Origin of the sequence: Neomoorella stamsii (genome assembly GCF_002995805.1) — a bacterium.
Classification (GTDB): domain Bacteria; phylum Bacillota; class DSM-521; order Neomoorellales; family Neomoorellaceae; genus Neomoorella; species Neomoorella stamsii.
On the sequence record NZ_PVXL01000011.1, the window covers coordinates 1 to 22,479 of the forward strand.

Below are 22,479 nucleotides of genomic sequence, written 5' to 3' on the forward strand. Positions count from 1 at the left end.
GGCAAGACGAGAATACCATGCCAACCTGGCGTCTAACTTTAACGGGGACTACCTTTGCCGAGGCCATACGTAAGGCAGCTACCCGTTCGGAACGAACCCTTTTCTTTGGCCACCAAAAAATACTTCTCATGGGCGAAGAACTGGCCCGCCGGGGTGATTTAAGGTCGGTATTAGATTTTTGGGCTCGCAACCGGGAAAGCTATCTGGCTATTGATGTCCTGCTGGCCGAGGGGCCTGCCGGGGACATTATGGAAGCCCGGCCCAAATTTGCCCGCAGTGTCAGCCTGTTTTTACATGAACAGATGCAGCAAGTCATTAAGACTTCCCGTTTTGTCAAGCATTCTTTAGCTGAAGTGCTGGCCGCCCTGGACGCCGGCCAGGATATTTTGCTGGCAAGGGTTAAGATGGTGCCCGGGCAAGAATTAGAAGTTAGCGGTACGGGCGTAATTCGAGAAGGGCGGCTGGGGGGGTGGCTCACTCCCGAAGAAACCCAGGCCGCCCTCTGGATCACCGGGGAAACTAAAGGTTGCGACATCCTGGTAGTACCGGTACCAGAGTTACAGCAAACTTTAAGTGTAGAATTTGGTAAGCTCCAGGCGGAAGTAAAGCCTCTAATGGAAGAAGATAAATTAAGTTTTACTATAAAAATAAAGGTTGAAGGTAAAATAGCTGAAAAAATGGGCAATCCCAAGTTGTTTGCGGCTGCCGACCTGCATCAAGTGGAAAACAGGGCGGCCAGATTAATGGAGGAGCGTATCAGGCAGGTACTGGGCAAATTACAGCAACAGTACCAGGCTGATGTACTGGGCTTTGGTCGCAAGGTGGAAAAAGTTAGGCCGCGCCAGTGGGAAGCAATGAAAGGGCAGTGGCGGCAAATATACTCCGGCCTGCCAGTTACGGTACAAGTAAAGGTAAGCATCAGACGTACAGGTATGGTGAGCTAAATGCTATCGCAAGAAAGAATTGGTACCAGTGAAGCCTTCTTTTTAACTGTAGCCGCAATGATCGAAGTTGGGACCTTAATCGGCGCCAGGGATATAGCCGATCAGGTGGGGGTGGACATGTGGCTGGTTTCACCCCTGGAGACTTTTTTCAGCCTGGGAGCAATCTACATTCTTACCCGCCTGGCCATGAAGTTTCCCCAGCAGGATTTTTTCGGCTTCAGCCGGCAAATTGCCGGCCGCTGGGTGGCCTGGCCCCTGAGTTTAGGTTTACTTTTTTACTGGCTCGCTTTGACGGCCCACGTTACGCGGGTTACTACTGATGTAATCAAAAATTCCCTGCTGGCGCGCACGCCGGACGAAGCAATCCTTTTATCTTTACTTATTGTGGCGGCCTATCTGGCCAGCCGGGGGCTGGAACCCCTGGCCCGGGCCTCTATCATTATCTGCATAGTTACTTTACCCTTGATTATGATGCTTTTTTTACTGGTCCTGCCCCATTTTCGCTTTGATAATTTCTTACCAATCTTACCCAGGGGGCCCTGGCCGGTCCTGCGCCTGGCCTTTTGGCGCATTAGTAATGCCGAAGAAATGAGCCTGTTTCTAATCCTAGTTCCATTCCTACGGCAACCGCGGGAAGCCTGGCAGGCTGCCAGCAGGGGTTACCTGGTGGTAATGGTCGTCGTAATCACTGTCCTGACCACCTGCCAGGGAGTTTTAGGAATTGAGCTCCTTAAGTATTCTTTAATTCCGGGTTTAAGCGTTACTCAGCTGGCCGAGTTTGCCGGTACCTTTATTGAACGCATCAGCCTAGTTTTTATCTCCCTGTGGATTATTCTGGTGTTTCCTACGGTCGCGGCTCTCCTCTGGGCCAGCGCTTACCTGGCCGGGCGCCTGTTGCAATTAAAAGACTATCGCCAGCTGGTTTTTTACCTGTTGCCTCTCGTCTATTTCCTGGCCCGGCATCCAGGGAGTAACCTGGAAGTGAAAAGCTTTTTTTTCTTTCTTCAACCCCTGGGCTTTGCTTTTTTGCTAATCATACCAGCTATCCTCTATCTTATTGCCATCATACGTTTTCCTCCCGCCGGGTCTTCCTGAAAGCACCGGATTGCCAATCCAAGCAAAAAAGCCGGGGTAGCATTCCCCGGCTGCAAGTGTGTGCCGCTTACAAAGATGCAGGCCTGCTGGCATGATAGTTAAAGGGATTTTACTTGAAGTAGCGGTTAAGCAGACCTTCCAGGGCCAGGGCATGGCGGCCTTCGTCCCGGGAGGACTCGTCAAAGAAGTCATGGGCATGGTCGATGTTGTTTTCCTTGGCCTTGATAGCAGCCTCACGCTTGCCCTTGTTGGCCCCCAGCTCGCCGGCCAGCATCTTTTCCAGGTTTTCCTTGGTGCTGGCGCTAATTTTGCCATTCAGTTCGGCAAAGTGGGCGGCATGCTCGGCTTCTTCCCAGGCGATTTTCTCCAGGGCCAGGGCCACCTCGGGGTAGCCTTCCCGCAGGGCCTGGCGGGCCATGGCGAGATACAGGCCAACCTCCATGGTTTCACCTTTAAAATTGGCCTCGACGGCATCCTCGACTACCGTGCCCTTGGTTATACCCAGTTTGACGTCATTAACTAGTTCTGCCATTGCTAACTTCCTCCTTCAATAATAGTAATGGTTACTGTTAATGTTTACGGTTTTATTATATATATTGTACCCATTCCTGTCAACCTTTTCATCAAAAAAAATACCAGGGTAAAAGGTCGATATTAAAGCTGGCTAATGACCCTGATAAGTTTTATATATTTTACACCATACCCTCCCCCATGTTATCCTGGATTTAAAATTGACCAGAAGGGGAGGAAGAGCATGTCTACCAAAAGCCTTACAGCCACAGACGGCAATCAGGGCCTGGGGCTTATCCAGGGGCTGGGCCTGACTATAATGCTGGCCCTGGTAGCCAGGCAACTGGCCACCCTGCCCATATTAAACATCATGGGCAGCATGGTGCTGGCTATTCTTTTAGGTATCGCCTGGCGTTCCTTCATGGCCGTCCCGGAAACGGCCGAGGTGGGTATAAATTACGCCAGCAAAAAAATTCTCCGTTATGGTATTATCCTCATGGGACTGCGCCTGGACATATCTGAAATTGTTGCTGCCGGCCCGCGGGTTATTATTCTTGATGCCCTTGCCATTTTCCTGGCTATGGTCGTTATTACTTTTTTGGGGCAGAAGCTGGGGCTTAATAAAAAATTAGCCATCCTCATAGCTGCGGGGACCGGTATTTGCGGGGCGGCAGCTATTGCTGCCGTTGCCCCGGTAGTTAGGTCCCGGGATGATGAAACTGCCGTGGCGGTAGCCATTATCGCCTTGCTTGGTACACTGTTTACAATAATTTATACTCTTCTCTATCCAGTAATTAATTTGACTTCTTATGAGTACGGTTTATTTTCCGGCAGCAGTCTCCATGAACTGGCCCACGTCATTGCGGCAGCCCAGGCCGGCGGCAGCGCCAGTACGGATATTGCTATCCTGGTAAAGCTGGGGCGAGTGGCTCTCCTGGTGCCGGTAGCTCTATTGCTGGGTATAATTTTTGCTCCCCGGAGTAAAACAGGCGCCGGTTGGAATTGGCGCCAGCTACAGGTACCATGGTTTATTTTCGGTTTCCTGGCCTTAAGTGGTCTCAATACCATGTCCATTCTACCGGTTTCCCTGACAGCGACCATGATCCAGGGCGGCGTTTTTCTCCTTACCATGGCCATGGCCGGCCTGGGCCTCAACGTCAGCCTGGAGATGATTAAAAGGGTTGGTACCAGAGGGCTGGTAATCGGCCTGGTGGGTTCAGTTGTACTTAGTTTAACTCTTTTACTGGTTATTACCAGCTTATAAGTTAAAAAGGACAGTTGGAGCGCAAAAGCTCAAGGAAGGCTTCGGCTGCGGCGCTGCGAAATTTATGACGGTTATAGGCGAGATGGAAGGTACGCCTGAAATCAGCCCCCTGTAATCTTACTTCCCGGAGCAGGTTATGCCTGCTCTCTTTTTTTATTGCTAGCCGGGAGATAATGGCTACGCCCAGCCCGGCTTCCACAGCTTCTTTAATGGCCTGGGTACTGCCCAATTCCATTATTACTTTAAGGCTAGAGGGTTCTAATCCTGCTTGCCTTAAACCTGCTTCGGCTACCTGCCTGGTCCCGGACCCCTCTTCCCGCAGGATAAGGGGTTCCTCCTTCAATTCTCCTGGCTGGATTTCCCCGCGGCTAGCCCAGGGGTGACCCGGGGGAACGATGAGCACCAGTTCGTCCTGAAAGAGATCTTCCTGGATTAAGTTGGGGTGCTCAACCTGGCCTTCAATGACGCTTAAATCCAGTTCACCAGCTAAAACCCGGCGGATGATTTCCTGGGTATTGGCAACTTGTAAGGTTATTTCTACCTCGGGGTATTGCTGTTTAAATTGCCCGGTAAAACGGGGTAAAAAGTACTCGCCAATGGTAAGGGTAGCGCCTACTACCAGGTGTCCTTTAACTTTACCACTGACATCGGCCAGGGCTTTTTTGGCTTCGTCATATAGTTTGCTCAGTTCCAGGGCGTATTTATAGAGGACCCGGCCTGCCTCGGTGAGGGTAACCTGGCGGTTATTGCGGTCCAGGAGGCGGGTGCCAAAATATTCTTCCAGGGACTGGATGTGCAGGCTGATGGCCGGCTGGGTCAGGTGCAATACCCGGGCGGCCCGGGAAAAACTCTTTTGTTCGGCTACAGCTTTGAAAACGAGCAGCTGGGTATCGAGCAAGAGGCATCACCAATAAAAACTATAACAGCTTTTTAGCCCCCGGTCTATCCTTTCAGAGGGATTTTATTTAATACCATAATACATAGTCGTATTTGCGAAAGGAGGACCATAATTTCGTGGAAGTTATCCTTTTGCCAGTTTATTAGCGGCCTGTTTAAGGCAAAATAAAATTACTATGGCTAAACAGTATGCGACCTGGCAGATCGCCGCTGCCTATATCGGCACCGTCGTAGGGGCCGGTTTTGCCTCCGGCCAGGAGGTGCTGCAGTTTTTTGGTTACTTTGGCCTGCGGGGTATCTTCGGCCTTATCCTGGCCACAGCCCTGTTTATCTTTTTTGGCTACACCGTCCTGCGCCTGGGACATCAACTGGCAGCCGAATCCCACCTGGCAGTAATGCACCGGGCCGGCGGCCCCTGGATAGGCCGGGCGGTAGATATTATTACGACCTTCTTCCTTTTTGGCGCCCTGGCCGTCATGGCTGCCGGTGCCGGGGCCATTTTCAGCCAGGAATTCCGCCTGCCCGGTTTTTGGGGCAGCAGCCTGCTGGTGATTATCACCTTGATTACTGTGCTGGCAGGCATCAACAAGGTAATTGGCTCCATTAGCCTAGTAGCACCGGTCTTAATAACATCTGTCATGGGGATAAGCTTAGTAGCGGTAACTAGAAATCTACCTGCCTTCATAGCTAACCTTTCCTGGAGTGACATGACCCGGGCGGCCGTGCCCTTCTGGCCCCTGGCGGCCCTGTTGTATGCCTCCTATAACCTGGTCCTGGCCATCGCCGTGCTGGCCCCCCTGGGAGCCCTGGGCCGGCCGGAGCATCTCCTGCCAGGGGCGGCCCTGGGCGGCCTGGGCCTGGGAATGGGGGCCATGGCCATTACCCTGGCGCTGATAACTACCGCCCCGGCAGTAACGGCCCTGGAGGTACCTATGCTGCATATAGCCGGCAGTTTCACCCCTCTCTTACGTACCTTTTACAGCGTCGTCTTGCTGGCAGAGATTTATACTACCGCCGTGAGCAGCCTCTATGGCTTCACCGCCCGCATGGTGCGGCTGGGAGGAAGGAATAGCTTTCGTTGGCTGGCAATCGGGGCCAGCACCGTGGCACTGGTAGCCTCGCAATTCGGCTTTTCCCGCCTGGTGGCCACCCTTTTCCCCCTGGTGGGTTACGCTGGCCTCTTGCTGCTGGGGGCGCTGGCCTATTACGCTTTAAGGGAAGCCCTGCCGGCTTTACGGCTAGGGCCTGTAAAGCGCCTGGCCCCTGCCCCGGCTCGCAAGCCTGTCGAGGGAGAAGCTATAAATAGGAGTAGAAGGGACGGGCAGGAGCAACAATAGGGAAGATGATCCGGCCGGATGCAGGTGATGCCTGGTGGGTAAAAAGAAGGAAGATCCGGAAGTCCTGGCTTTAAAACTGGAAGTGGCCGCCGAACTGGGCCTGCTGGCCAAAATAGAAAAGGAGGGCTGGGGGGCTTTGAGTGCGGCGGAAAGCGGCAAAATTGGCGGGTTGCTGGCGAAGATGAAGATTGGCTCCGGCTATATGGCTACTGTGGCGGGGCAACCGGCCATCAGGGATACGGCTGACGACGAAGAAGAAGCTGGCAGGCCATGAGCCTGGACGTGGACAATTACCTTATCGCTGATCAGGAGCAGGGTAACTTTAAGTTTAAACTGGCGGCCGTTCACCTTGACGGTACGGCCGTCAATCATAGCGGGGACGAGGGCGGGGTTTAAACGGCGCACTTCCTGGCCCTTCAGGGGAGCCAGGATGTCCTGGATTTCCCGGGTAAGGGATTGGGTAACAGCCCGGCCTTCCACTGCCGGGGGCCTGTCGCCGCTAAAAGTAATCACCGGCTCGACGGCCACAATTACCTGGCGGCTTTCCCGGTCCAGGTTTTCTTTTAATTGGACCAGTTCTTCACTGGCTGCCGCCAGGCGCTGTTCCAGTTCCGTCCGGGCCAGGTGGAGTTGCTCCTGCTGGCGGGCCAGGAGGAGGTTGGTCAGGCTGGCGCCCAGGAGAAAACCCAGGATAAAGATGGCCAGGTAGCGCATTACTTACCTCCGGCCAGGTTTTGGATGAGCCAGTAACCCACCTGGGCGCCGATAAAGGCTACAATGATAAATAATAGCTGTTTGGCCAGGACGCGGAACTGACCTTCCAGGAGGCCCTGGCCCAGGATTTCGATGGCGCTGAAGGTACCGCCCATGGCGGCGGCAATGGCCCAGATCTTTATTTCCAGGGCCAGGCGGGTCATGGTCCTTAAAGGCGGCTGCCCGACGAGGACGGCCGCCAGGGAACCGACTACTGCCGCTCCCAGGACGACCCCCAGGGCGGTAAAAAAGATGAGCAGCAGCTTGGGAAAAAAACCATCCACCGGGATTATTCCTCCGGAAATATCTCCTCCATTATATATATATACGGCTGCCAAGGATGGCCTATGCCAGACAAAAGCAAGAGGAATCTGGCCCTGGATGTAGAAATTACTCCCCATGAATTCCTTCGTCCACCTCCATGTCCACAGTGAATACAGCCTCCTGGACGGGGCCGGCCGCATTAATGACCTGGTCCGGGCCGCCAGGGAGATGGGTATGCCCGCCCTGGCCCTGACGGACCACGGTGTCATGTATGGGGCTGTGGATTTCTACAAAGCAGCCCGGCAAGAAGGGATCAAGCCCATTATTGGCTGCGAGGTTTATGTGGCCCCCAGGTCCCGGCACGACCGGGAGCCCCACCGGGATGATTACCAGTACCACCTGGTCCTCCTGGCTGCCGACGCTACCGGTTACCGGAACCTGGCGGCCCTGGTTTCGGCCGCCTACCTGGAGGGTTTTTATTATAAACCCCGGGTGGACCGGGAACTTTTGAGCCGCCACAGCCAGGGCCTAATTGCTTTAAGCGCCTGCCTGGCCGGCGAGGTGCCGGACCGGCTTTTAAAGGACCAGGAGGAAAAGGCATATGAAGCGGCTGCCTGGCTCAGGGAGGTCTTTGGCCGGGAGAATTTCTACCTGGAACTCCAGGACCAGGGCCTGGCGGAACAGCGCAAGATAAACCGCCGCCTCATTGAACTGGGGCAGAGGTTAAGTTTACCCCTGGTGGCCACCAACGATGTCCATTACGTCTCCCAGGACCAGGCCCGCGTCCATGATATCCTCCTCTGTATCCAGACGGGTAAAACCCTTAACGATCCCAACCGCCTCCGCTTTCCCAACGCCCAGTTTTATTTAAAAAGCCCTGGAGAAATGGCGGCCCTTTTTACCGAAGTGCCCTCTGCTTTAACCAATACCCTGGCCATTGCCGAACGCTGTAACTTCGACTTCACCTTTGGTCAACTGCACCTGCCGGCCTACCGGCTACCGGCGGGAGAGGATACTGCCAGTTACCTGCGCCGTCTCTGCTATGAGGGTTTCAGCAGGCGTTACCCCCGGGATGACGGCACGGCACGGCAGCGCCTCGACTATGAGCTGGGCATTATTGAACAAATGGGCTACCCGGGCTATTTCCTCATTGTCTGGGACATGGTCAATTTTGCCCGCCGGAAAGGTATCCCGGTAGGGCCGGGCAGGGGCTCGGCTGCCGGTAGCCTTGTGGCCTACTGCCTGGGGATAACCGCCATAGACCCTTTGCGCTATAACCTCCTCTTTGAGCGCTTTCTCAACCCGGAGCGGGTCAGTATGCCCGATATAGATATTGACTTTTGCTTTGAGCGCCGGGACGAGGTTATCCAGTATGTCCTGGAAAAATACGGTAGGGAGCACGTGGCCCAGATTATTACCTTTGGCACCATGGCTGCCCGGGCTGCTGTCAGGGATGTGGGCCGGGTCCTGGGGATGCCCTTGAGCGAAGTCGACCGGATTGCCAGGATGGTTCCCCTGGAGCTGGGCATTACCCTGGACCGGGCCCTGGCCACAACGCCAGAATTAAAGGAAAGCTATGAAGGCAGCGCGGCGGTGCGGGAACTCCTGGATACGGCCCGGGCCCTGGAGGGCATGCCCCGCCATGCCTCTACCCATGCGGCCGGGATTGTGATTACCCAGGAACCCTTAACTTACTACCTGCCCCTGCAAAAAACCGGTGAGGCCGTGACGACCCAGTTTCCTATGCAGGTGGTGGAAGAACTGGGCCTCTTAAAAATGGACCTCCTGGGCCTCCGCACCTTGACCGTGATCGACCAGGCCTGCCGGGCTATCCGCTTGAACTACGGCCGCGACCTGGACCTGGAAAACCTGCCTCTGGATGACCGGGCTACCTACCGGCTCCTGGCCAGCGGAGAAACCAGCGGTATCTTCCAGCTGGAAAGCAGCGGCATGCGGGCCATTTTAAAGGAATTAAAACCGGAACGCTTTGAGGACATTATCGCCCTGGTGGCCCTGTACCGGCCCGGCCCGTTGGGTAGCGGCATGGTAGAGGACTTTATAGAGCGCAAGCACGGCGTAACGCCCATTACTTACCTCCACCCCTCCCTGGAGCCTATCCTCAAGGATACCTACGGCGTCATCCTTTACCAGGAGCAGGTCATGCGCATTGCCAGCGAGCTAGCCGGCTTTACCCTGGGCCAGGCTGACCTTTTGCGCCGGGCCATGGGCAAAAAGAAGCCGGAGGTCCTGGCGGCCCAGCGGGAGCGTTTTCTGGCCGGGGCCGTCAAAAAAGGCCTGCCGGAAGATATAGCCATTAAAATCTTTGAACTCATGGAATACTTTGCCGGGTACGGTTTCAATGCCAGCCACTCGGCGGCCTATGCCCTGGTAGCCTACCAGACGGCCTATCTCAAGGCCCATTACCCGGCGGAACTGATGGGAGCCCTTCTGTCCAGTGTGGCCGAACACCTGGACAAAATGGGGCCTTATCTCGCCGAATGTCAACGCCTGGGGATCAGGGTCCTGCCACCTGATGTCAACGAATCTGGTGTGGATTTCACCATCGCCGGCGGGCACATCCGCTTCGGCCTGGCGGCGGTTAAAAACGTCGGCCGTGCCGCCGTGGAAGCCATCATTGCCGCCCGGGAGGCCAGGGGTCCCTTCACTTCCCTCCTGGACTTCTGCCGCCGGGTGGACTCGAGGCTGGCCAACAAAAGAGTGGTGGAGAGTCTCATCCGCTGCGGCGCCTTTAACTCCCTGCACCCCAACCGGCGGCAGCTCCTGGCCATCCTGGATGAATGTTTTGAGCTGGCAGCCCAGCGCCAGGAGGACCGCCGCAGCGGCCAGATATCTTTAATGGATATGGTACCGGAAGAAGTTAACGAGCCGCTCCTGCCGCATCTGGCCGATTTTTCCCGGGCCGACATCCTGGCCATGGAAAAGGAACTCCTGGGCTTCTACTTAAGCGGTCATCCCCTGGAGCCCTATACAGAAGCCTTGCAGCAGGTCGTTACCCATGCCCTGTCTGATCTCTCCGAAATACCCGACGGCAGCCAGGTTATCCTTGGCGGCGTGGTAAGCGGTTTGCGCCGCCTGGTCACCCGCAAGGGTGAGCCCATGGCCGTCCTTACCCTGGAGGATTTTAGCGGCCAGGTGGAAGTCGTCCTTTTCCCCCGTATTTACAGCCAGGGCCGTGCCTGGCTTGCCCCCGACCAGGTAGTTATTATTTATGGTCATGCCGATAAACAGGAGGAAGGGGTTCAGGTCCTGGCCGACCAGGTTAAGCCAGTAAAGGCAGGTCCCGGCGAGGCAGGAGCACCGGCCAGCGGTCTTCCGGCCGTGACATCGCCGGGCGGAGCAGTGGGCCGGCAGGGGGTATCTGGACAGGAGACAGGGGCAGCGCCGCCTGCCCTTGCCGGCATCGGGAAGGATGGGGAGCGCAGGTCTGGCCGGCGCCTGTACCTGAAGTTGACGGGGAAAGAGCAGAGGGCAGCCCTGCAGGATATTTTGACCGCTTTTCCCGGTGACTGCCCGGTGTACCTGCACTTGAGCAGCGAGGGGCGGACCCTTGTTCTTCACCGCCGGCTATGGGTTGAACCGGTTCCGGCCCTGCTGGCAAGTTTGGCTCGCCTTTTAGGTGGGCAAGATAAAGTTAAATTAGTACCGGAAAAATAGATAATTTAAAGTCTCCTTAGCAGGAATATCAATAGAGGAGTGGAATTAGCTTAAATTAAGGAGGCAAGGGGGTGATAGCCATTGAGGGTGGCTGTATATCCAGGTACCTTTGATCCTATCACCAACGGGCACCTGGATATCATCCGGCGGGCCATCGGGATCTTTGACCGGGTGATTGTAGGAGTTGCTGCTGATAATTATAAAGAAACCCTGTTTTCCCTGGAGGAAAGGGTAAAGTTAGTAAAAGCTGTTACCAGAGATTGGCCCATGGTCACGGTCAAGGCCTTCTCCGGGCTCCTGGTTGATTTTGCCCACCAGGAAGGCGCCGTGGCCATCGTCAGGGGTCTAAGGGCTGTTTCCGACTTTGAATATGAGTTCCAGATGTCCATCATGAATAAAAAACTGGCCGGCGACCTGGAGACGGTATTTTTAATGACAGCTACCGAGTACTCCTTCATAAGTTCAAGCATTATTCGCCAGGCAGCCTCCCTGGGAGGGTGCATCCGCGGCCTGGTGCCGCCGGAAGTAGAACGAGCCTTATTACAACGCTACGGATTTTTGTAGGAGGAGGTGTAGGTTATAAATGGAGGGCAGGGACAGTGTGACCGGTGCCGATTTTATTGCCATTAAAGCCCTGGAGAACGGGGTAACCATCATTGGCTTGACGCGTGGCAAGGATACCAAGTTCCATCACTCCGAAAAACTAGATAAAGGAGAAATCATGATTGCCCAGTTTACCGAGCATACCTCTGCTATGAAAATCCGCGGCCGGGCTCTGGTTCTCACCAAATACGGGAGTTTAGAAGCGGGGGAGTGAGCGGCATGTGGACTGTGATCTACATCGCGGCCAACCGTAAACAGGCCTTGCGCCTGAAAGAGGTGTTGACCCAGGAGGGTATCATGGTAAACTTGCGGCCCATTGGCTCCTGCCAGATGGAGGACTTGGCGGGGTACGAACTCCTGGTCCCCGAATCGGAAGCTGAAGAAGCCAATGAAATATTAAATACGGCCCTGGTACGATGAAGAAAGCGGCGGGGAGACATACCTCCGCCAAAACCATATAATTTTTGAGGAGGGAACTTCTTGCGGACGATAGGAGTACTGACGAGCGGGGGTGATGCCCCGGGAATGAATGCGGCCATCAGGGCGGTAGTCCGCCAGGCTGCCGCCCTGAACATGGAGGTAATCGGCATTGCCCGGGGATACGCAGGATTAATCCAGGGTGATTTTCGCCGCCTCAATACCGGTGCGGTGGCCGACATTATCCACCGGGGCGGTACTATTTTATTAACGGCCCGGTCAGAGGAATTTCGCACGGAAGCCGGCCGGGCCATAGCCCTGGACAACCTGAGGCGGGAAGGCATTGAAGGCCTGGTGGTCATCGGCGGCGACGGTTCCTTCCACGGCGCCGTTCACCTGGCGAAAAAAGGAATGCCGACGGTTGGCATCCCCGGTACCATTGACAACGACATTGCCGGTACCGATTATACCATTGGCTTTGATACGGCCGTCAATACGGCCGTGGAAGCCATCAACCGCATCCGGGATACGGCAACTTCCCACGAACGGATTTTCATCATTGAAGTTATGGGGCGCCATTCGGGCCAGATTGCCCTGGCGGCCGGCATTGCCGGCGGCGCCGAGTCCATCCTGATACCGGAATATCCCGTCGATTATGACCAGGTGGTCGAACGGATCGAGCGGGGCCGCCACCGGGGCAAGCTCCACAGCATTATTGTGGTAGCTGAGGGTGTGGGTAGTGCCTTGGAAGTGAGCCGGGAAATCGGCAAGCGCACCAAACTGGAAAGCCGGGTAACAATACTCGGCCATATCCAGCGGGGGGGAGCGCCGACGGCCTTTGACTGCCTGCTGGCCAGCCGCCTGGGCGCCCACGCGGTAAAGCTTCTAGCTTCTGGTGCCAGCAGCCGCATGGCAGGCATAGCGGCCAATGAACTGGTAGACCGGGACCTGGAAACAATCCTCCAGGAAAAAAAGACCATCGACCCGGATTTATACCGCCTGGCCGAAGTGCTGGCCCTGTAAGAATGGCAGGGGGGGGCAACTATGCGCCACACCAAAATTGTCTGCACCCTGGGCCCGGCGAGTTCCCGGGTTGACATTATCAAAGAGATGATCCGGGCGGGCATGAATGTAGCCCGTTTCAATTTTTCCCACGGTAGCCACGCTGAACACGGGGCGCGGATGGCTGCCGTCCGCCAGGCAGCGGCGGAACTGGGTGTCAGGGTGGCCCTGATGCTGGACAATAAAGGCCCGGAAATCCGCCTGGGGGAGATCCGGGGCGAGGTAACCCTAAAGGATGGGGACGAAGTTATACTCACCACGGAACCCATTACCGGCGATGCCTGCCGCCTGCCGGTAAGCTTTGCCGGCCTGCCCGGGGATGTCCGGCCCGGCCAGACGATTTTATTAGACGATGGTTTAATTGAGCTGGAAGTCCTGGATACAACCAGCACTGAGATTCGCTGCCGGGTCCGCCACGGCGATGTTATTTCCAGCCATAAAGGTGTCAACATTCCCGGAGCCGAGATTAGCCTGCCGGCCCTGACGGAACAGGACATTAAAGACCTGGAATTTGGCCTTGAGCAGGGGATAGATTTTATCGCCCTTTCCTTTGTCCGCACGGCTGCTGATGTCCTGGCGGCGCGCAAAGAGCTGGAGAAACGCGGCGCCAGGGTGGCGATTATTGCCAAGATCGAAAACCAGGCTGGCGTCAACAACCTGGAGGAAATACTCCAGGTGGCCGACGGGATCATGGTGGCCCGGGGTGACCTGGGGGTAGAAATCCCGGTGGAAGAAGTACCCCTGGTCCAGAAGAAAATTATCGAGGCCTGTAACCGGGCTGGCAAGCCCGTCATCACAGCGACCCAGATGCTGGAGTCCATGATCCATAACCCGCGGCCGACCAGGGCCGAGGCCAGCGATGTGGCCAATGCTATTTTTGACGGTACTGATGCCATCATGCTTTCCGGGGAAACGGCCATGGGCCGTTACCCGGTAGAGGCAGTGGCCACCATGGCCCGCATTGCCCGGCGGGCGGAAAGGGGGCTGCCCTACGGCGACCTGTTGCTGAAAAAGGGCCTGGCTGCCGAACGGACGGCCACAGATGCCATCAGCCATGCCAGCTGTACCATCGCTTATGAGCTGGGTGCGGCAGCCATCATTACACCGACAGCTTCCGGGTCTACTGCCCGGCGGGTGGCCAAATACCGCCCCCAGGCCCCTATCCTGGCCACCAGTCCCAATGAAAGGGTGCTGAACCAGCTCTGCCTGGTCTGGGGTGTCGAACCCCTGCTTGTCGAGCCCACCAGCGGTACCGATGAAATGGTCAACGCGGCCGTAGCGGCAGCCATTCTCTCGGGCCGGGTCAAACAGGGCGACCTGGTAGTCATTACCGCCGGTGTACCTGCCGGGGTGCCCGGCACGACCAACCTGCTCAAGGTACATATCGTTGGCGAGGTGCTGGTGCGGGGCCGGGGTATCGGCAGGGAGGTGACCAGTGGCCCGGTGCGCCTGGTGAAGACGGCAGCCGAGGCCATAGCCAGGGTCCAAAAGGGCGATATCCTGGTTACGGCAGAAACCGGGCCCGATTTTTTACCGGCCATGGAAAGGGCAGCGGCCATTATTACCGAGGCGGGGGGCTTGAGTTCCCACGCGGCCGTCAATGGCTTCAGCCTGGGAATCCCCGTAGTAGTGGGGGCTGAAGGCGCAACCCAAAAGCTGGCTGACGGTATGATTGTGACTGTCGACGTTGTCCGGGGCCTGGTCTACCGCGGCCAGACACGGGTGTTATAGGACGCGGGTGTTATAGGTGTTTTCCGGGTTAGCGGAGGGATGCCCGCGCCAGGAAGAATTTTGTAAGGAAGATTTCCGCGGAGGATTGAATTATGCCGCAAAAAGTAAGTATAACCGATACAACCCTGCGAGACGGCCACCAGTCGTTGCTGGCCACCCGGCTCAAAACTGAGGATATGCTCCCCATAGCGGCCCAAATGGATGCTATCGGGTTTCATTCCCTGGAGGTATGGGGTGGTGCTACCTTTGATGCCTGCATGCGTTTCTTAAACGAAGATCCGTGGGAACGCCTGCGGGCTTTACGCCAGGCCATGCCCCGCACCAGGCTGCAGATGCTTCTCCGGGGGCAAAACCTCCTGGGTTATCGCCATTATGCCGACGACGTTGTTGCCGAGTTTGTGAAAATGAGCATAAAAAACGGCATCGATATCTTACGCATCTTCGATGCCCTGAATGATATCCGCAATATGGCCCTGGCCATGAAGGTGGCGAAGGAAGAGGGCGGTCATGTCCAGGCCACCATCTGCTACACCCTGGGGCCTGTTTATGACGATGCCTATTATTTACGCCTGGCCCGGAACCTGGCCGACCTAGGTGCCGATTCTTTATGTATCAAGGATATGGCCGGCCTCCTCACCCCGGCAGATGCCTACCGGCTGGTGCAAAAAATTAAGGCTGAAGTAAACCTGCCCCTCCAGCTTCACTGCCACTATACCAGCGGCATGGCCGCCATGACTTACCTGAAGGCCGTGGAAGCCGGCGCCGATGTCCTGGATACGGCCATGTCCCCCCTGGCCCTGGGCACTTCCCAGCCGGCAACCGAGACCATGGTGGCCGCCCTGGCCGGGACTCCCTGGGATACCGGCCTCGACCTGGATAAACTGGCCGAAATAGCCGTATATTTCCGCCAGGTTCGCAAGAAGTACCGGGAATTTGACGTGGGCGACGGTACCGTTGACGCCAATGTGCTGCGTTACCAGATCCCGGGCGGGATGCTTTCCAACTTTATGTCCCAGCTGGCCCAGCAGAACGCCCTGGACCGCCTGCCGGAGGTGCTGGCCGAAGTGCCGCGAGTCAGGGCAGACCTCGGCTACCCGCCCCTGGTCACCCCCTCCAGCCAGATGGTTGGCGCCCAGGCAGTATTGAATGTCCTGGCCGGGGAGCGCTACAAGATGGTAACCAGGGAAGTCAAGGATTACCTGCGGGGCCTCTATGGGCAGCCGCCGGTGCCGGTCAATGAAGAGGTCCGCCGTAAAATCATTGGTGACGAAGAACCCATTACCTGCCGCCCCGCCGACCTGCTGGAACCCCAGTTGCCGGCAGCTCGGCAGGAAGTAGCGCCCTACATGGAGAAGGAAGAAGACGTCCTCTCCTATGCCATCTTCCCGGCAGTAGCTAAACAATTCCTGGCCGAGCGCCTGGCCGCCCGTACCCGTGTGGACTACGAACTGGTAGCTGCGGCCAGGGAAGCATATTACCCGGCATAAAATTTAAAGGAGGAGAAACCATGGCAGATTTAGACAAAACCACCATGGTCAGAAGGTTAACTGAAGTCCTGCGCCTGGATACGGGCATCGTAGGTGTAAAGCTTTATAAAGACAGGAAGGACCTGCCCCGGCGGCCGTACAACTGGAAAATCAACATCTGCCAGCAGGTATCGGCGGCCCGCTACCAGGGCCGGGCCAGTGCCGGTACCCCGGACCTCATGGTCTGCGCCATTGGCGCCGCCTGCACCGGCCTCATCAAGACCCCGGAGCGCTTCACCAGCGGTAAAGCCCCCCTGGGCCGCTATGTAGCCGATGTCGAAGCCGGCCGGCGCTTTATGGCCAATACCTACAAGGTGGGGGATGCCGGTAAAGTTTATGACGGTATTTTTGTAGCCCCTGTAGAAGGCTTTACCAAAGAAGACCCCGATGTGGTGGTCATTTACGCCAACCCGGCGCAAGTTATGCGCCTGGTCCACTGCTGCCTCCATGAAACAGGGGAACCGGTTAAGGCTGATACGGTAGCCGAAGCGGCCCTCTGTTCTTCCATTGGCTTTGCCCTGAAAGAACAAAAGCCCATCATTGGCTTTCCCTGCGCCGGCGACCGTACCTTCGGGGGGACCCAGAAGGATGAGCTGGTTTTCGCAGCGCCTTACAGTTTGCTGGAAACCATAGTCGAAAATATGGAGAGCTTGCTCATGGGTCACGGCCAGCTCTACCCGGTGGCGCCCTTTAACAACTACACGCCAACTATGGTGCCGGCCTATACCATGCAGCCGGAAGACCTGGAAGACAAATAAGTTCAGTTGCAGGGGGGTTTACGGCTTAAATATGGTTCGACGATAATTTTATCGCCGGCAAGGCGGGCTATCTCCGGGTAGGCCCGCCTTGTTTTTTGCTCCGGGGAGCGGGCGATTACGCCGGCGATACTGAGCTGCGCCGGGACCAAGCGATAGGCAACAATAACGGCTGCCCTGTCACCTGAGACTCCGGCGTGGGCACTGCCCAGCAGCGTACCCATGACCAGGATGTTGCCAGCGGCTTTAATGGTGGCACCCTGGTGAACATTGCCCACCAGCACCACATGGCCGCTGTAAGCCAGTTCCTGGCCGTTACGGAGATTGCCTTCTTCCAGCAGGGTAGAGAGCCCGGCAGCGCCGGCTGCTGCAGGGGCAGGCGCTACATGCAAGCCGGCAGGTGGAACAGCAGAGGTAGAGTAACAGTTAGCGCCCGCTACCATAGTGGCAGGGGCCAGTTTTCCCTGGTTTTTCTGGGGCCGGTAGCGATCCGGCAAAGGTATATTGGTCCCCGGGACCAGGCCGTGCTCCCGGCAGATAGCTTCCAGTTCGGCTGTTTCCCGGCTGCTTAAAGGGGAGGTTGGTACCAGGGCAAAGGAAGCGCCCTGGAAGAAGCCCCTGGCCGCGGCAAATTTAGCGGCGAGGTTAGCCCGCAGTTCATTAAAATCCCGGCTGGCATCTAATAAAATCAGCAGGCCGCCACGGGTCCCTTTGAAGGTGATACAATCCTGCGCCATGTGGCTACTCCTTTCCGGGCAGGAAAAATTTTCGGCAGTAAATCCATCTTACTGGAAAGATTCGCCTTGAAATACCATTTTTCCTGCTGCAGGGAAAAAAGTTGCCGCTATTTGTTGCCGGGACCAGTTCGGGCAGGAAGGGTGTTAAGCCCTGTCGAGATTTAAGTCTGGAAGGATTCCTACCTCTTCAGGCGAATAATAGGCTATGGTTTTTGGTTATTCTTTCTGGCAGGGGTAAAGGCAGGATGGTAAAAATTAAATTCCGGCATTATTTTTTAGGTTCAATAGCGTTTTTAATCTTGCTCATAGTGGCGAGTACCGGCTGGCTGCAACCAACCCAGGCAACCCACCAGGTACGGGCAGGGCTCTTAATTACAACGCCAGGGGCAGAACAGGGCACCCTGGCGGCCTATGGAGCGGTCTTAAAGGAAGAGGGTTTCCCCTGGGCGGAAGTTGGCCCCGGGGACCTGAACCTGTCACCCCGGGAACTGGTAGCACGCTACCCGGCCCTGATTTTGCCGGAAGGGTTAAACCAGGTTTTGCCGTCGCCGGTACCCCGGGTATTAACCGACTATGTCCACTCAGGCGGTAAGGTTTTACTGGTCTATGACCCCGGGACCAGGGGGGCTGGCGGGGAGAGGCTACCCGAGCCGGCCTTGGCAGGCCTGGCCGGGGTAAATTACGGCCCGGCACCGGGTGGGGACCAGCAAACCTATGACAGCGGTTACTGGCAGTTTTCTACGCCCCAGGTAGCGGCATCCTGGGGGATCACACCCGGTAAGCTGGACCGGGAGAATGCCGTCAGCAGCTATGGTTACGGGCGGCTGCGCTACCGACATGTCCTGGCGAGGCTTCTGGACGCCCGGCTGATAGCCTTTGACAGCCAGGCAGGCTTAAATCCGGTTATTACCGAAAAATCTTATCCCTCGGGGGGGAGCGTGGTTTTTGTTAACATACCCCTGGGGTATTACAAGCAAATGTCCGACGACCTCGCCTTACGTTCCATTATACGGACCTTTTTAATCAAATATGCCCACCTCCCCCGCCTGGTCAATACGCCCCGGGGTAAAGGCGGGCTCGTAGTCAACTTTCACCTGGACAGCAATGCCCATATCGGCCCTTTACGGGCTATGATCCAGCGGGGTATTTTCCGGCCCGACCTCCAGTATTCCATTCACATCACTGCCGGCCCGGATACATACCGGCCAGGAGACGGTTACGGCTTTGATGCCGCCTCGCCCTTTAAAGGGCGGCCCTGGGTGGAATTAATGCAGAGATACGGAGCCATCGGTTCCCATGGTGGCTGGATCCATAATTATTTTGCGGCCAACCTGGAAAAACTGCCGCGCCAGGAGGTCTGGCGCTACCTGGCCTTGAATTGCGATACCCTGGCCGGAATTACCGGCCAGCCGGTGCTGGAATACAGCGCTCCCGTAGGTAACCATCCTGCCTTTGTCAATGAGTGGTTACAACAACGAGGCGTACTGGCTTACTACAGCCCCGGGGATACTGGCTCCAGCCCTACCCGCAGCATTTTTCACGGCCGCCAGGTTAGCGGCAGCTTATGGTCTTTCCCCATCACCCCTTACCAGAAGTATGCCGCCCTGGAGGAATTAATGGCTGCCGGCGTACCCCTGGAAGAGGTTAAAAGCTGGTTTGATGACCTCCTCAACTTTATCGAGGAGGAACACGCCATCCGCTTGATTTATACCCATGCCAGCAAAAAGGAGTACGCCCTGGCGGCCCTGGCCTACCTGGCTAACCGGGCGGCCAGGGACCAGGAGGAAGGGCGCTTGCTGGTCTGGCCCATGAGCCGCTTTGCCTCCTTTTTAAACCGCCATGAGCAGGCGCAAGCTACCTTTAACCGGGGTCCCGCCGGCTGGGTAATAAAGCTCAAAAATAAGGCCGGCCTGGCCGATCTGACGGTGGCCGTCCACACTGGAAGTCACCGTTATCGCGTGACCGGCCGTTACCTGACCTGGTGGCAGGAGGGAGAATGGTTGTATATAACCACGACAGCCGGTATAGTTGAGAATGAGATCTACCTGCGCCGGCTAAAATAAAACCCTGTAGGAACTAGGTATTGGATGTCTTTTTGTTGACATAAGACCACATAAAGGTTATGATAGGGTAAAGATAAAGTTAGAAAGTGGGGGACCACAATGCCGAGGCCACCCAAGTGCCGGCGGGTAGAATTTATACCCGGGATCACTTATTTTAAACCGGCAGCAGTACCTTTACGCCAGCTGGAAGAAGTTGTCCTGGCAGTGGAAGAACTGGAAGCCATTCGCCTGAAGGATATAGAAGGCCTGGAGCAGGAAGACTGCGCCGCCAGGATGAGGGTCTCGCGGCCAACTTTTTTCCGTATACTCAACGCAGCCCGGGGTAAGGTTGCCGATGCCCTGATTAATGGTAAGGCTATCCGGGTGGAGGGCGGGGTTTACCGCCTGGCCGGGCCGAAGGCCCGCTGTGAGGAATGTGGCCATGAATGGGAACCGGAAACGGAGGGAACAGGAACCTGCCCCCGCTGCGGCAGTGCAGAAATCTCCAGCCCGGCTTCCGGCCCGGGACGGGGCCGCTGCCGGCGCCACGGCTGGCAGGGGGGGATTGACCCTGCAAAAAAGTAGGATTATTGCTTTCTTGAGGCCATCTCAAGCCTGTATAATTAGCTCAGCAAGGTTGTTTTTGTAAGCGTGGGCCATGGAGATCTGCTGGCCTGCCTGGAGGCAGGGTAGTAGTCTCATTGTCAGCATGCATATTCCTGACGGTTACCTGAGTTTTAACGCCAGCGTCAGGGAAGAGCTGGCCTTTGGCCCCCTGCAACTGGAATTACCGCAGGCCGAAGTTAAAGCCCGGGTGGATTCCCTCCTGGCCCTGCTGGAACTGGAAGCCCTGGCCGACCGTCCCCCCCATAAACTGATCACCGCCACCCACGACCTGGCTATTGTCCCGGTAATTGCGGACGGGTTTTCGTCCTGGGGGAAGACCACCGGCTGGCTGCAGCAGGCTCGCCCGGGGAAATCCTGGCCAACCGCGAGCTCTTGATGCGGGTCAACCTTATTGACGCAGCCTTCCATGAGCACCACCATCAGGGCTATTTCTACCTGCATGCCCATTAACCTGGTTACGAAAAATGCCAGTAGCGGGCAATCCCGGCCACTGGCATTATTTGTAGTGAGGAACAAATGGGGATGGCTGGTCCTTCGCTAGATCCTTTTATTAGCCTTTTTACCAGTTATCCTGGTTTGGGCCTGTGGCTTTGTTAAAGCTGGAGTTTCTACTCCGGCAGCTTTACGGATCATTATGTCGAGTTCGCTGGCCGATACGGCCGGCGAACCGGCATTGTTCCGGGGCAGGGCCAGGGGATTGCTTTTCCGGGTAATAGCGCCTGCCTGGGTAGTAAAAATAAGCTTAAAACCGGCCCGGACGGCTGCCTGTATGGCCAGGTGGCTGGCTGCGCCATAGGGCAAGGCCAGGGCACAGACCGGTTGCTGCAGGTGAGCCTCAATTTCCTCCCGGGAGCGGGCCAGGTCCTGGTAGACCATATTCATAAAATCATCCGGGCTTTGATCTTTTAAAGGACCACTCAGGAGGGGGCCTTGATGGCCGTTAGCTAGAAGACCGTAGCTATGCAAATTGTAAGTATGAGACTGGGTGATAAACCCGGCGGCCGCCATTTCCCTGGCTTCCTCCCAGCCATAATGCTGGAGATGGCCTAATTTTTGCCCTGCATAGCCGGCAATGGCAAAGGAAACGGCCGGCATCTGCCTCTCGCGCAGTTCGGGCAGGGCGTACTGGTAGACGCTTTCATAGCCGTCGTCAAAGGTAATAAGAACGGCATTATCAGGAATAGGTCCACCATTTAGAAAATCGCGCAACTGGTCCAGGCTGATGACCCGGTAACCCTGCTCCCGGAGCATATCCAGGTGGTGGCGAAAGCGTTGCGGGGAGATAACTAACCCCGGGACTTCATGGTAATCAAGATGATGGTAGATGAGAACGACGACTTTATTCTGGTAAATGATCTTTGCAGGACTGATGGTTGTAGCAACCAGGGCAGGCGTTATTGTTGTGGCTTCCTTTGTTACGGATACGGGCGTTGTTTCTGGGCCAGCAGTTTTTATTGAGGCGCTGCCGGCAGTATTTACTTCCTGGTCCGGGCGGCGGGAAGAAGATTTGCCGTAAATAACAGTCAAGGACAAAAGCAAGACTACAGCCGTCACAACGGCGGCAATTTTTTTCACCCCTGGCCCCTCCTGCAAAAATACGACCTTTTTACCGGCTTTCTTTTCCCTACCCCTTGGGGAACGGTCTGCCGCTGAAGCCAAACTTTTTTCATAATTCGCCGGCGGGGGGGTTAACCCCTTTTGCGTGGCTACTGGGTAAAAACTCCTTTAAACTATTTTATCACCTCCGAGTGGTACTGGAAGCCGTTCCGTAAAAAATTTTTGATAGCGGGCCGGTATTTCCAGGACTATCCTTAACCCCAGTAAAGAATGGTACCGGAGTTGGCCCCCCCCGGGGAAAAGCTGATCTGTAAGCGTCAAATACTACCCACCTTTTGCGTTACGTAAGTATAAAATAACCCCCACCTATCATCTGAGGTGGGGGCTAAAACAAGCTTAATTATTCATCCGGCAGACAGGAGGCAGAGTTTCCGACCACGGCAGGAGTTGATCCAGGGCGTTTTTATCCTTGAGGTCCAAGTTGGGAAGTCTTTCAAAGAGGCAAATGAGGTAGTGGAAGGGATTTAACCCGTTTTCTTTTGCCGTTTCTATGATGCTGTAGGTAATGGCGCTGGCTTTAGCACCCCGTGGTGTATTGGCAAACAACCAATTCTTACGGCCGATGACGAAGGGCTTGATGGAGCGTTCGCTGCGGTTGTTGTCGAGTTCCAGACGCCCGTCTT

23 protein-coding genes are annotated in these 22,479 nt (G+C 56.1%); 16 read left to right on the top strand and 7 right to left on the bottom strand.

The window, feature by feature from the left end; genetic code table 11:
* Both MOST_RS01360 and MOST_RS01365 read left to right on the top strand, forming a co-directional pair.
* Positions 1–944, top strand: a 944-nt coding sequence (locus MOST_RS01360; RefSeq protein WP_129588634.1) for a Ger(x)C family spore germination protein, incomplete at its 5' end; no start/stop codon positions are given.
* Positions 945–2,039: a GerAB/ArcD/ProY family transporter gene (locus MOST_RS01365; protein ID WP_054935300.1), complete on the top strand. Its 1,095-nt coding sequence runs from the start codon at positions 945–947 to the stop codon at positions 2,037–2,039.
* Positions 2,040–2,148: 109 nt separating this feature from the next.
* Here MOST_RS01365 and MOST_RS01370 read toward each other — a convergent pair whose 3' ends face one another.
* Entirely contained in the window at positions 2,149–2,571 is a 423-nt protein-coding gene (locus tag MOST_RS01370; protein ID WP_054935301.1) for a ferritin-like domain-containing protein, read from the bottom strand.
* A 222-nt stretch (positions 2,572–2,793) separates the two neighbouring features.
* Between MOST_RS01370 and MOST_RS01375 the strand changes: the two genes are divergently transcribed.
* Positions 2,794–3,813 (top strand): YeiH family protein, encoded by a 1,020-nt coding sequence (locus MOST_RS01375; protein WP_054935302.1) that lies wholly within the window; start codon positions 2,794–2,796, stop codon positions 3,811–3,813.
* 1 nt (position 3,814) lies between these two features.
* Here MOST_RS01375 and MOST_RS01380 read toward each other — a convergent pair whose 3' ends face one another.
* Complete coding sequence (locus tag MOST_RS01380) at positions 3,815–4,711, bottom strand: selenium metabolism-associated LysR family transcriptional regulator (RefSeq protein ID WP_054935303.1); 897 nt, start codon at positions 4,709–4,711, stop codon at positions 3,815–3,817.
* A gap of 175 nt (positions 4,712–4,886) precedes the next feature.
* Between MOST_RS01380 and MOST_RS01385 the strand changes: the two genes are divergently transcribed.
* Positions 4,887–6,047, top strand: coding sequence for a YkvI family membrane protein (locus MOST_RS01385; protein WP_054935304.1), 1,161 nt, complete (start codon positions 4,887–4,889; stop codon positions 6,045–6,047).
* A gap of 34 nt (positions 6,048–6,081) precedes the next feature.
* The gene (locus MOST_RS01390) at positions 6,082–6,321 is read left to right on the top strand and encodes an alpha/beta-type small acid-soluble spore protein (RefSeq protein ID WP_083476400.1); all 240 of its coding nucleotides are present in this window, start codon (positions 6,082–6,084) and stop codon (positions 6,319–6,321) included.
* On the opposite strand, the gene MOST_RS01395 is transcribed toward MOST_RS01390, so the two are convergent.
* The gene (locus tag MOST_RS01395) at positions 6,246–6,761 is read right to left on the bottom strand and encodes a sporulation membrane protein YtrI (RefSeq protein ID WP_054935305.1); all 516 of its coding nucleotides are present in this window, start codon (positions 6,759–6,761) and stop codon (positions 6,246–6,248) included. The genes MOST_RS01390 and MOST_RS01395 overlap by 76 nt on opposite strands.
* Positions 6,761–7,084 carry a YtrH family sporulation protein gene (locus tag MOST_RS01400; RefSeq protein ID WP_054935321.1) on the bottom strand — a complete coding sequence of 108 codons (324 nt, stop codon included), beginning with the start codon at positions 7,082–7,084 and terminating at the stop codon, positions 6,761–6,763. Before MOST_RS01400 ends, MOST_RS01395 begins: the two co-directional genes overlap by 1 nt.
* Positions 7,085–7,199: 115 nt before the next feature.
* Between MOST_RS01400 and MOST_RS01405 the strand changes: the two genes are divergently transcribed.
* The 8 genes from MOST_RS01405 to MOST_RS01440 all read left to right on the top strand — a co-directional run bounded on the left by MOST_RS01405 (position 7,200) and on the right by MOST_RS01440 (position 16,836).
* Positions 7,200–10,739, top strand: coding sequence for a DNA polymerase III subunit alpha (locus MOST_RS01405; protein ID WP_054935306.1), 3,540 nt, complete (start codon positions 7,200–7,202; stop codon positions 10,737–10,739).
* A gap of 81 nt (positions 10,740–10,820) precedes the next feature.
* Complete coding sequence (coaD, locus tag MOST_RS01410) at positions 10,821–11,303, top strand: pantetheine-phosphate adenylyltransferase (RefSeq protein ID WP_054935307.1); 483 nt, start codon at positions 10,821–10,823, stop codon at positions 11,301–11,303.
* A 19-nt stretch (positions 11,304–11,322) separates the two neighbouring features.
* Positions 11,323–11,556, top strand: coding sequence for a trp RNA-binding attenuation protein MtrB (mtrB, locus tag MOST_RS01415; protein ID WP_054935308.1), 234 nt, complete (start codon positions 11,323–11,325; stop codon positions 11,554–11,556).
* Positions 11,557–11,561: 5 nt separating this feature from the next.
* Entirely contained in the window at positions 11,562–11,762 is a 201-nt protein-coding gene (locus tag MOST_RS01420) for a putative signal transducing protein (protein ID WP_054935309.1), read from the top strand.
* A 60-nt stretch (positions 11,763–11,822) separates the two neighbouring features.
* Entirely contained in the window at positions 11,823–12,782 is a 960-nt protein-coding gene (gene pfkA / locus MOST_RS01425; protein WP_054935310.1) for a 6-phosphofructokinase, read from the top strand.
* Between the two features lie 21 nt (positions 12,783–12,803).
* The gene (gene pyk / locus MOST_RS01430) at positions 12,804–14,552 is read left to right on the top strand and encodes a pyruvate kinase (RefSeq protein WP_054935311.1); all 1,749 of its coding nucleotides are present in this window, start codon (positions 12,804–12,806) and stop codon (positions 14,550–14,552) included.
* Positions 14,553–14,644: 92 nt separating this feature from the next.
* Complete coding sequence (locus MOST_RS01435; protein WP_054935312.1) at positions 14,645–16,039, top strand: oxaloacetate decarboxylase subunit alpha; 1,395 nt, start codon at positions 14,645–14,647, stop codon at positions 16,037–16,039.
* 20 nt (positions 16,040–16,059) lie between these two features.
* A complete protein-coding gene (locus MOST_RS01440) occupies positions 16,060–16,836 on the top strand; it encodes a DUF169 domain-containing protein (protein ID WP_054935313.1) in 777 nt (258 codons plus the stop codon).
* Positions 16,837–16,838: 2 nt separating this feature from the next.
* Here MOST_RS01440 and minC read toward each other — a convergent pair whose 3' ends face one another.
* Positions 16,839–17,570: a septum site-determining protein MinC gene (gene minC, locus MOST_RS01445; RefSeq protein ID WP_054935314.1), complete on the bottom strand. Its 732-nt coding sequence runs from the start codon at positions 17,568–17,570 to the stop codon at positions 16,839–16,841.
* 245 nt (positions 17,571–17,815) lie between these two features.
* On the opposite strand from minC, the gene MOST_RS01450 reads away from it, so the two are divergent.
* The 3 genes from MOST_RS01450 (at position 17,816) to MOST_RS01460 (ending at position 20,615) form a co-directional block, all read left to right on the top strand.
* Positions 17,816–19,633, top strand: coding sequence for a polysaccharide deacetylase family protein (locus tag MOST_RS01450; protein WP_054935315.1), 1,818 nt, complete (start codon positions 17,816–17,818; stop codon positions 19,631–19,633).
* Between the two features lie 99 nt (positions 19,634–19,732).
* Positions 19,733–20,197 carry a DUF134 domain-containing protein gene (locus MOST_RS01455; RefSeq protein ID WP_054935316.1) on the top strand — a complete coding sequence of 155 codons (465 nt, stop codon included), beginning with the start codon at positions 19,733–19,735 and terminating at the stop codon, positions 20,195–20,197.
* Positions 20,198–20,270: 73 nt separating this feature from the next.
* Positions 20,271–20,615, top strand: coding sequence for an ATP-binding cassette domain-containing protein (locus tag MOST_RS01460; RefSeq protein WP_161952787.1), 345 nt, complete (start codon positions 20,271–20,273; stop codon positions 20,613–20,615).
* Positions 20,616–20,776: 161 nt separating this feature from the next.
* On the opposite strand, the gene MOST_RS01465 is transcribed toward MOST_RS01460, so the two are convergent.
* Both MOST_RS01465 and MOST_RS01470 read right to left on the bottom strand, forming a co-directional pair.
* Entirely contained in the window at positions 20,777–21,814 is a 1,038-nt protein-coding gene (locus MOST_RS01465; RefSeq protein ID WP_054935318.1) for a polysaccharide deacetylase family protein, read from the bottom strand.
* A 378-nt stretch (positions 21,815–22,192) separates the two neighbouring features.
* The coding region (locus tag MOST_RS01470) for a transposase domain-containing protein (protein WP_129588635.1) at positions 22,193–22,479 on the bottom strand (287 nt) is incomplete at its 5' end.

Excerpts from the sequence above, each read along its gene's own strand:
- MOST_RS01365 (WP_054935300.1), top strand. The coding sequence starts at position 945 with ATGCTATCGCAAGAAAGAATTGGTACCAGTGAAGCCTTCTTTTTAACT.
- MOST_RS01370 (WP_054935301.1), bottom strand. The coding sequence starts at position 2,571 with ATGGCAGAACTAGTTAATGACGTCAAACTGGGTATAACCAAGGGCACG.
- MOST_RS01375 (WP_054935302.1), top strand. The coding sequence starts at position 2,794 with ATGTCTACCAAAAGCCTTACAGCCACAGACGGCAATCAGGGCCTGGGG.
- MOST_RS01385 (WP_054935304.1), top strand. The coding sequence starts at position 4,887 with ATGGCTAAACAGTATGCGACCTGGCAGATCGCCGCTGCCTATATCGGC.
- MOST_RS01395 (WP_054935305.1), bottom strand. The coding sequence starts at position 6,761 with ATGCGCTACCTGGCCATCTTTATCCTGGGTTTTCTCCTGGGCGCCAGC.
- MOST_RS01405 (WP_054935306.1), top strand. The coding sequence starts at position 7,200 with ATGAATTCCTTCGTCCACCTCCATGTCCACAGTGAATACAGCCTCCTG.
- mtrB (WP_054935308.1), top strand. The coding sequence starts at position 11,323 with ATGGAGGGCAGGGACAGTGTGACCGGTGCCGATTTTATTGCCATTAAA.
- MOST_RS01420 (WP_054935309.1), top strand. The coding sequence starts at position 11,562 with ATGTGGACTGTGATCTACATCGCGGCCAACCGTAAACAGGCCTTGCGC.
- pyk (WP_054935311.1), top strand. The coding sequence starts at position 12,804 with ATGCGCCACACCAAAATTGTCTGCACCCTGGGCCCGGCGAGTTCCCGG.
- MOST_RS01435 (WP_054935312.1), top strand. The coding sequence starts at position 14,645 with ATGCCGCAAAAAGTAAGTATAACCGATACAACCCTGCGAGACGGCCAC.
- MOST_RS01440 (WP_054935313.1), top strand. The coding sequence starts at position 16,060 with ATGGCAGATTTAGACAAAACCACCATGGTCAGAAGGTTAACTGAAGTC.
- minC (WP_054935314.1), bottom strand. The coding sequence starts at position 17,570 with ATGGCGCAGGATTGTATCACCTTCAAAGGGACCCGTGGCGGCCTGCTG.
- MOST_RS01450 (WP_054935315.1), top strand. The coding sequence starts at position 17,816 with ATGGTAAAAATTAAATTCCGGCATTATTTTTTAGGTTCAATAGCGTTT.
- MOST_RS01455 (WP_054935316.1), top strand. The coding sequence starts at position 19,733 with ATGCCGAGGCCACCCAAGTGCCGGCGGGTAGAATTTATACCCGGGATC.
- MOST_RS01460 (WP_161952787.1), top strand. The coding sequence starts at position 20,271 with ATGGAGATCTGCTGGCCTGCCTGGAGGCAGGGTAGTAGTCTCATTGTC.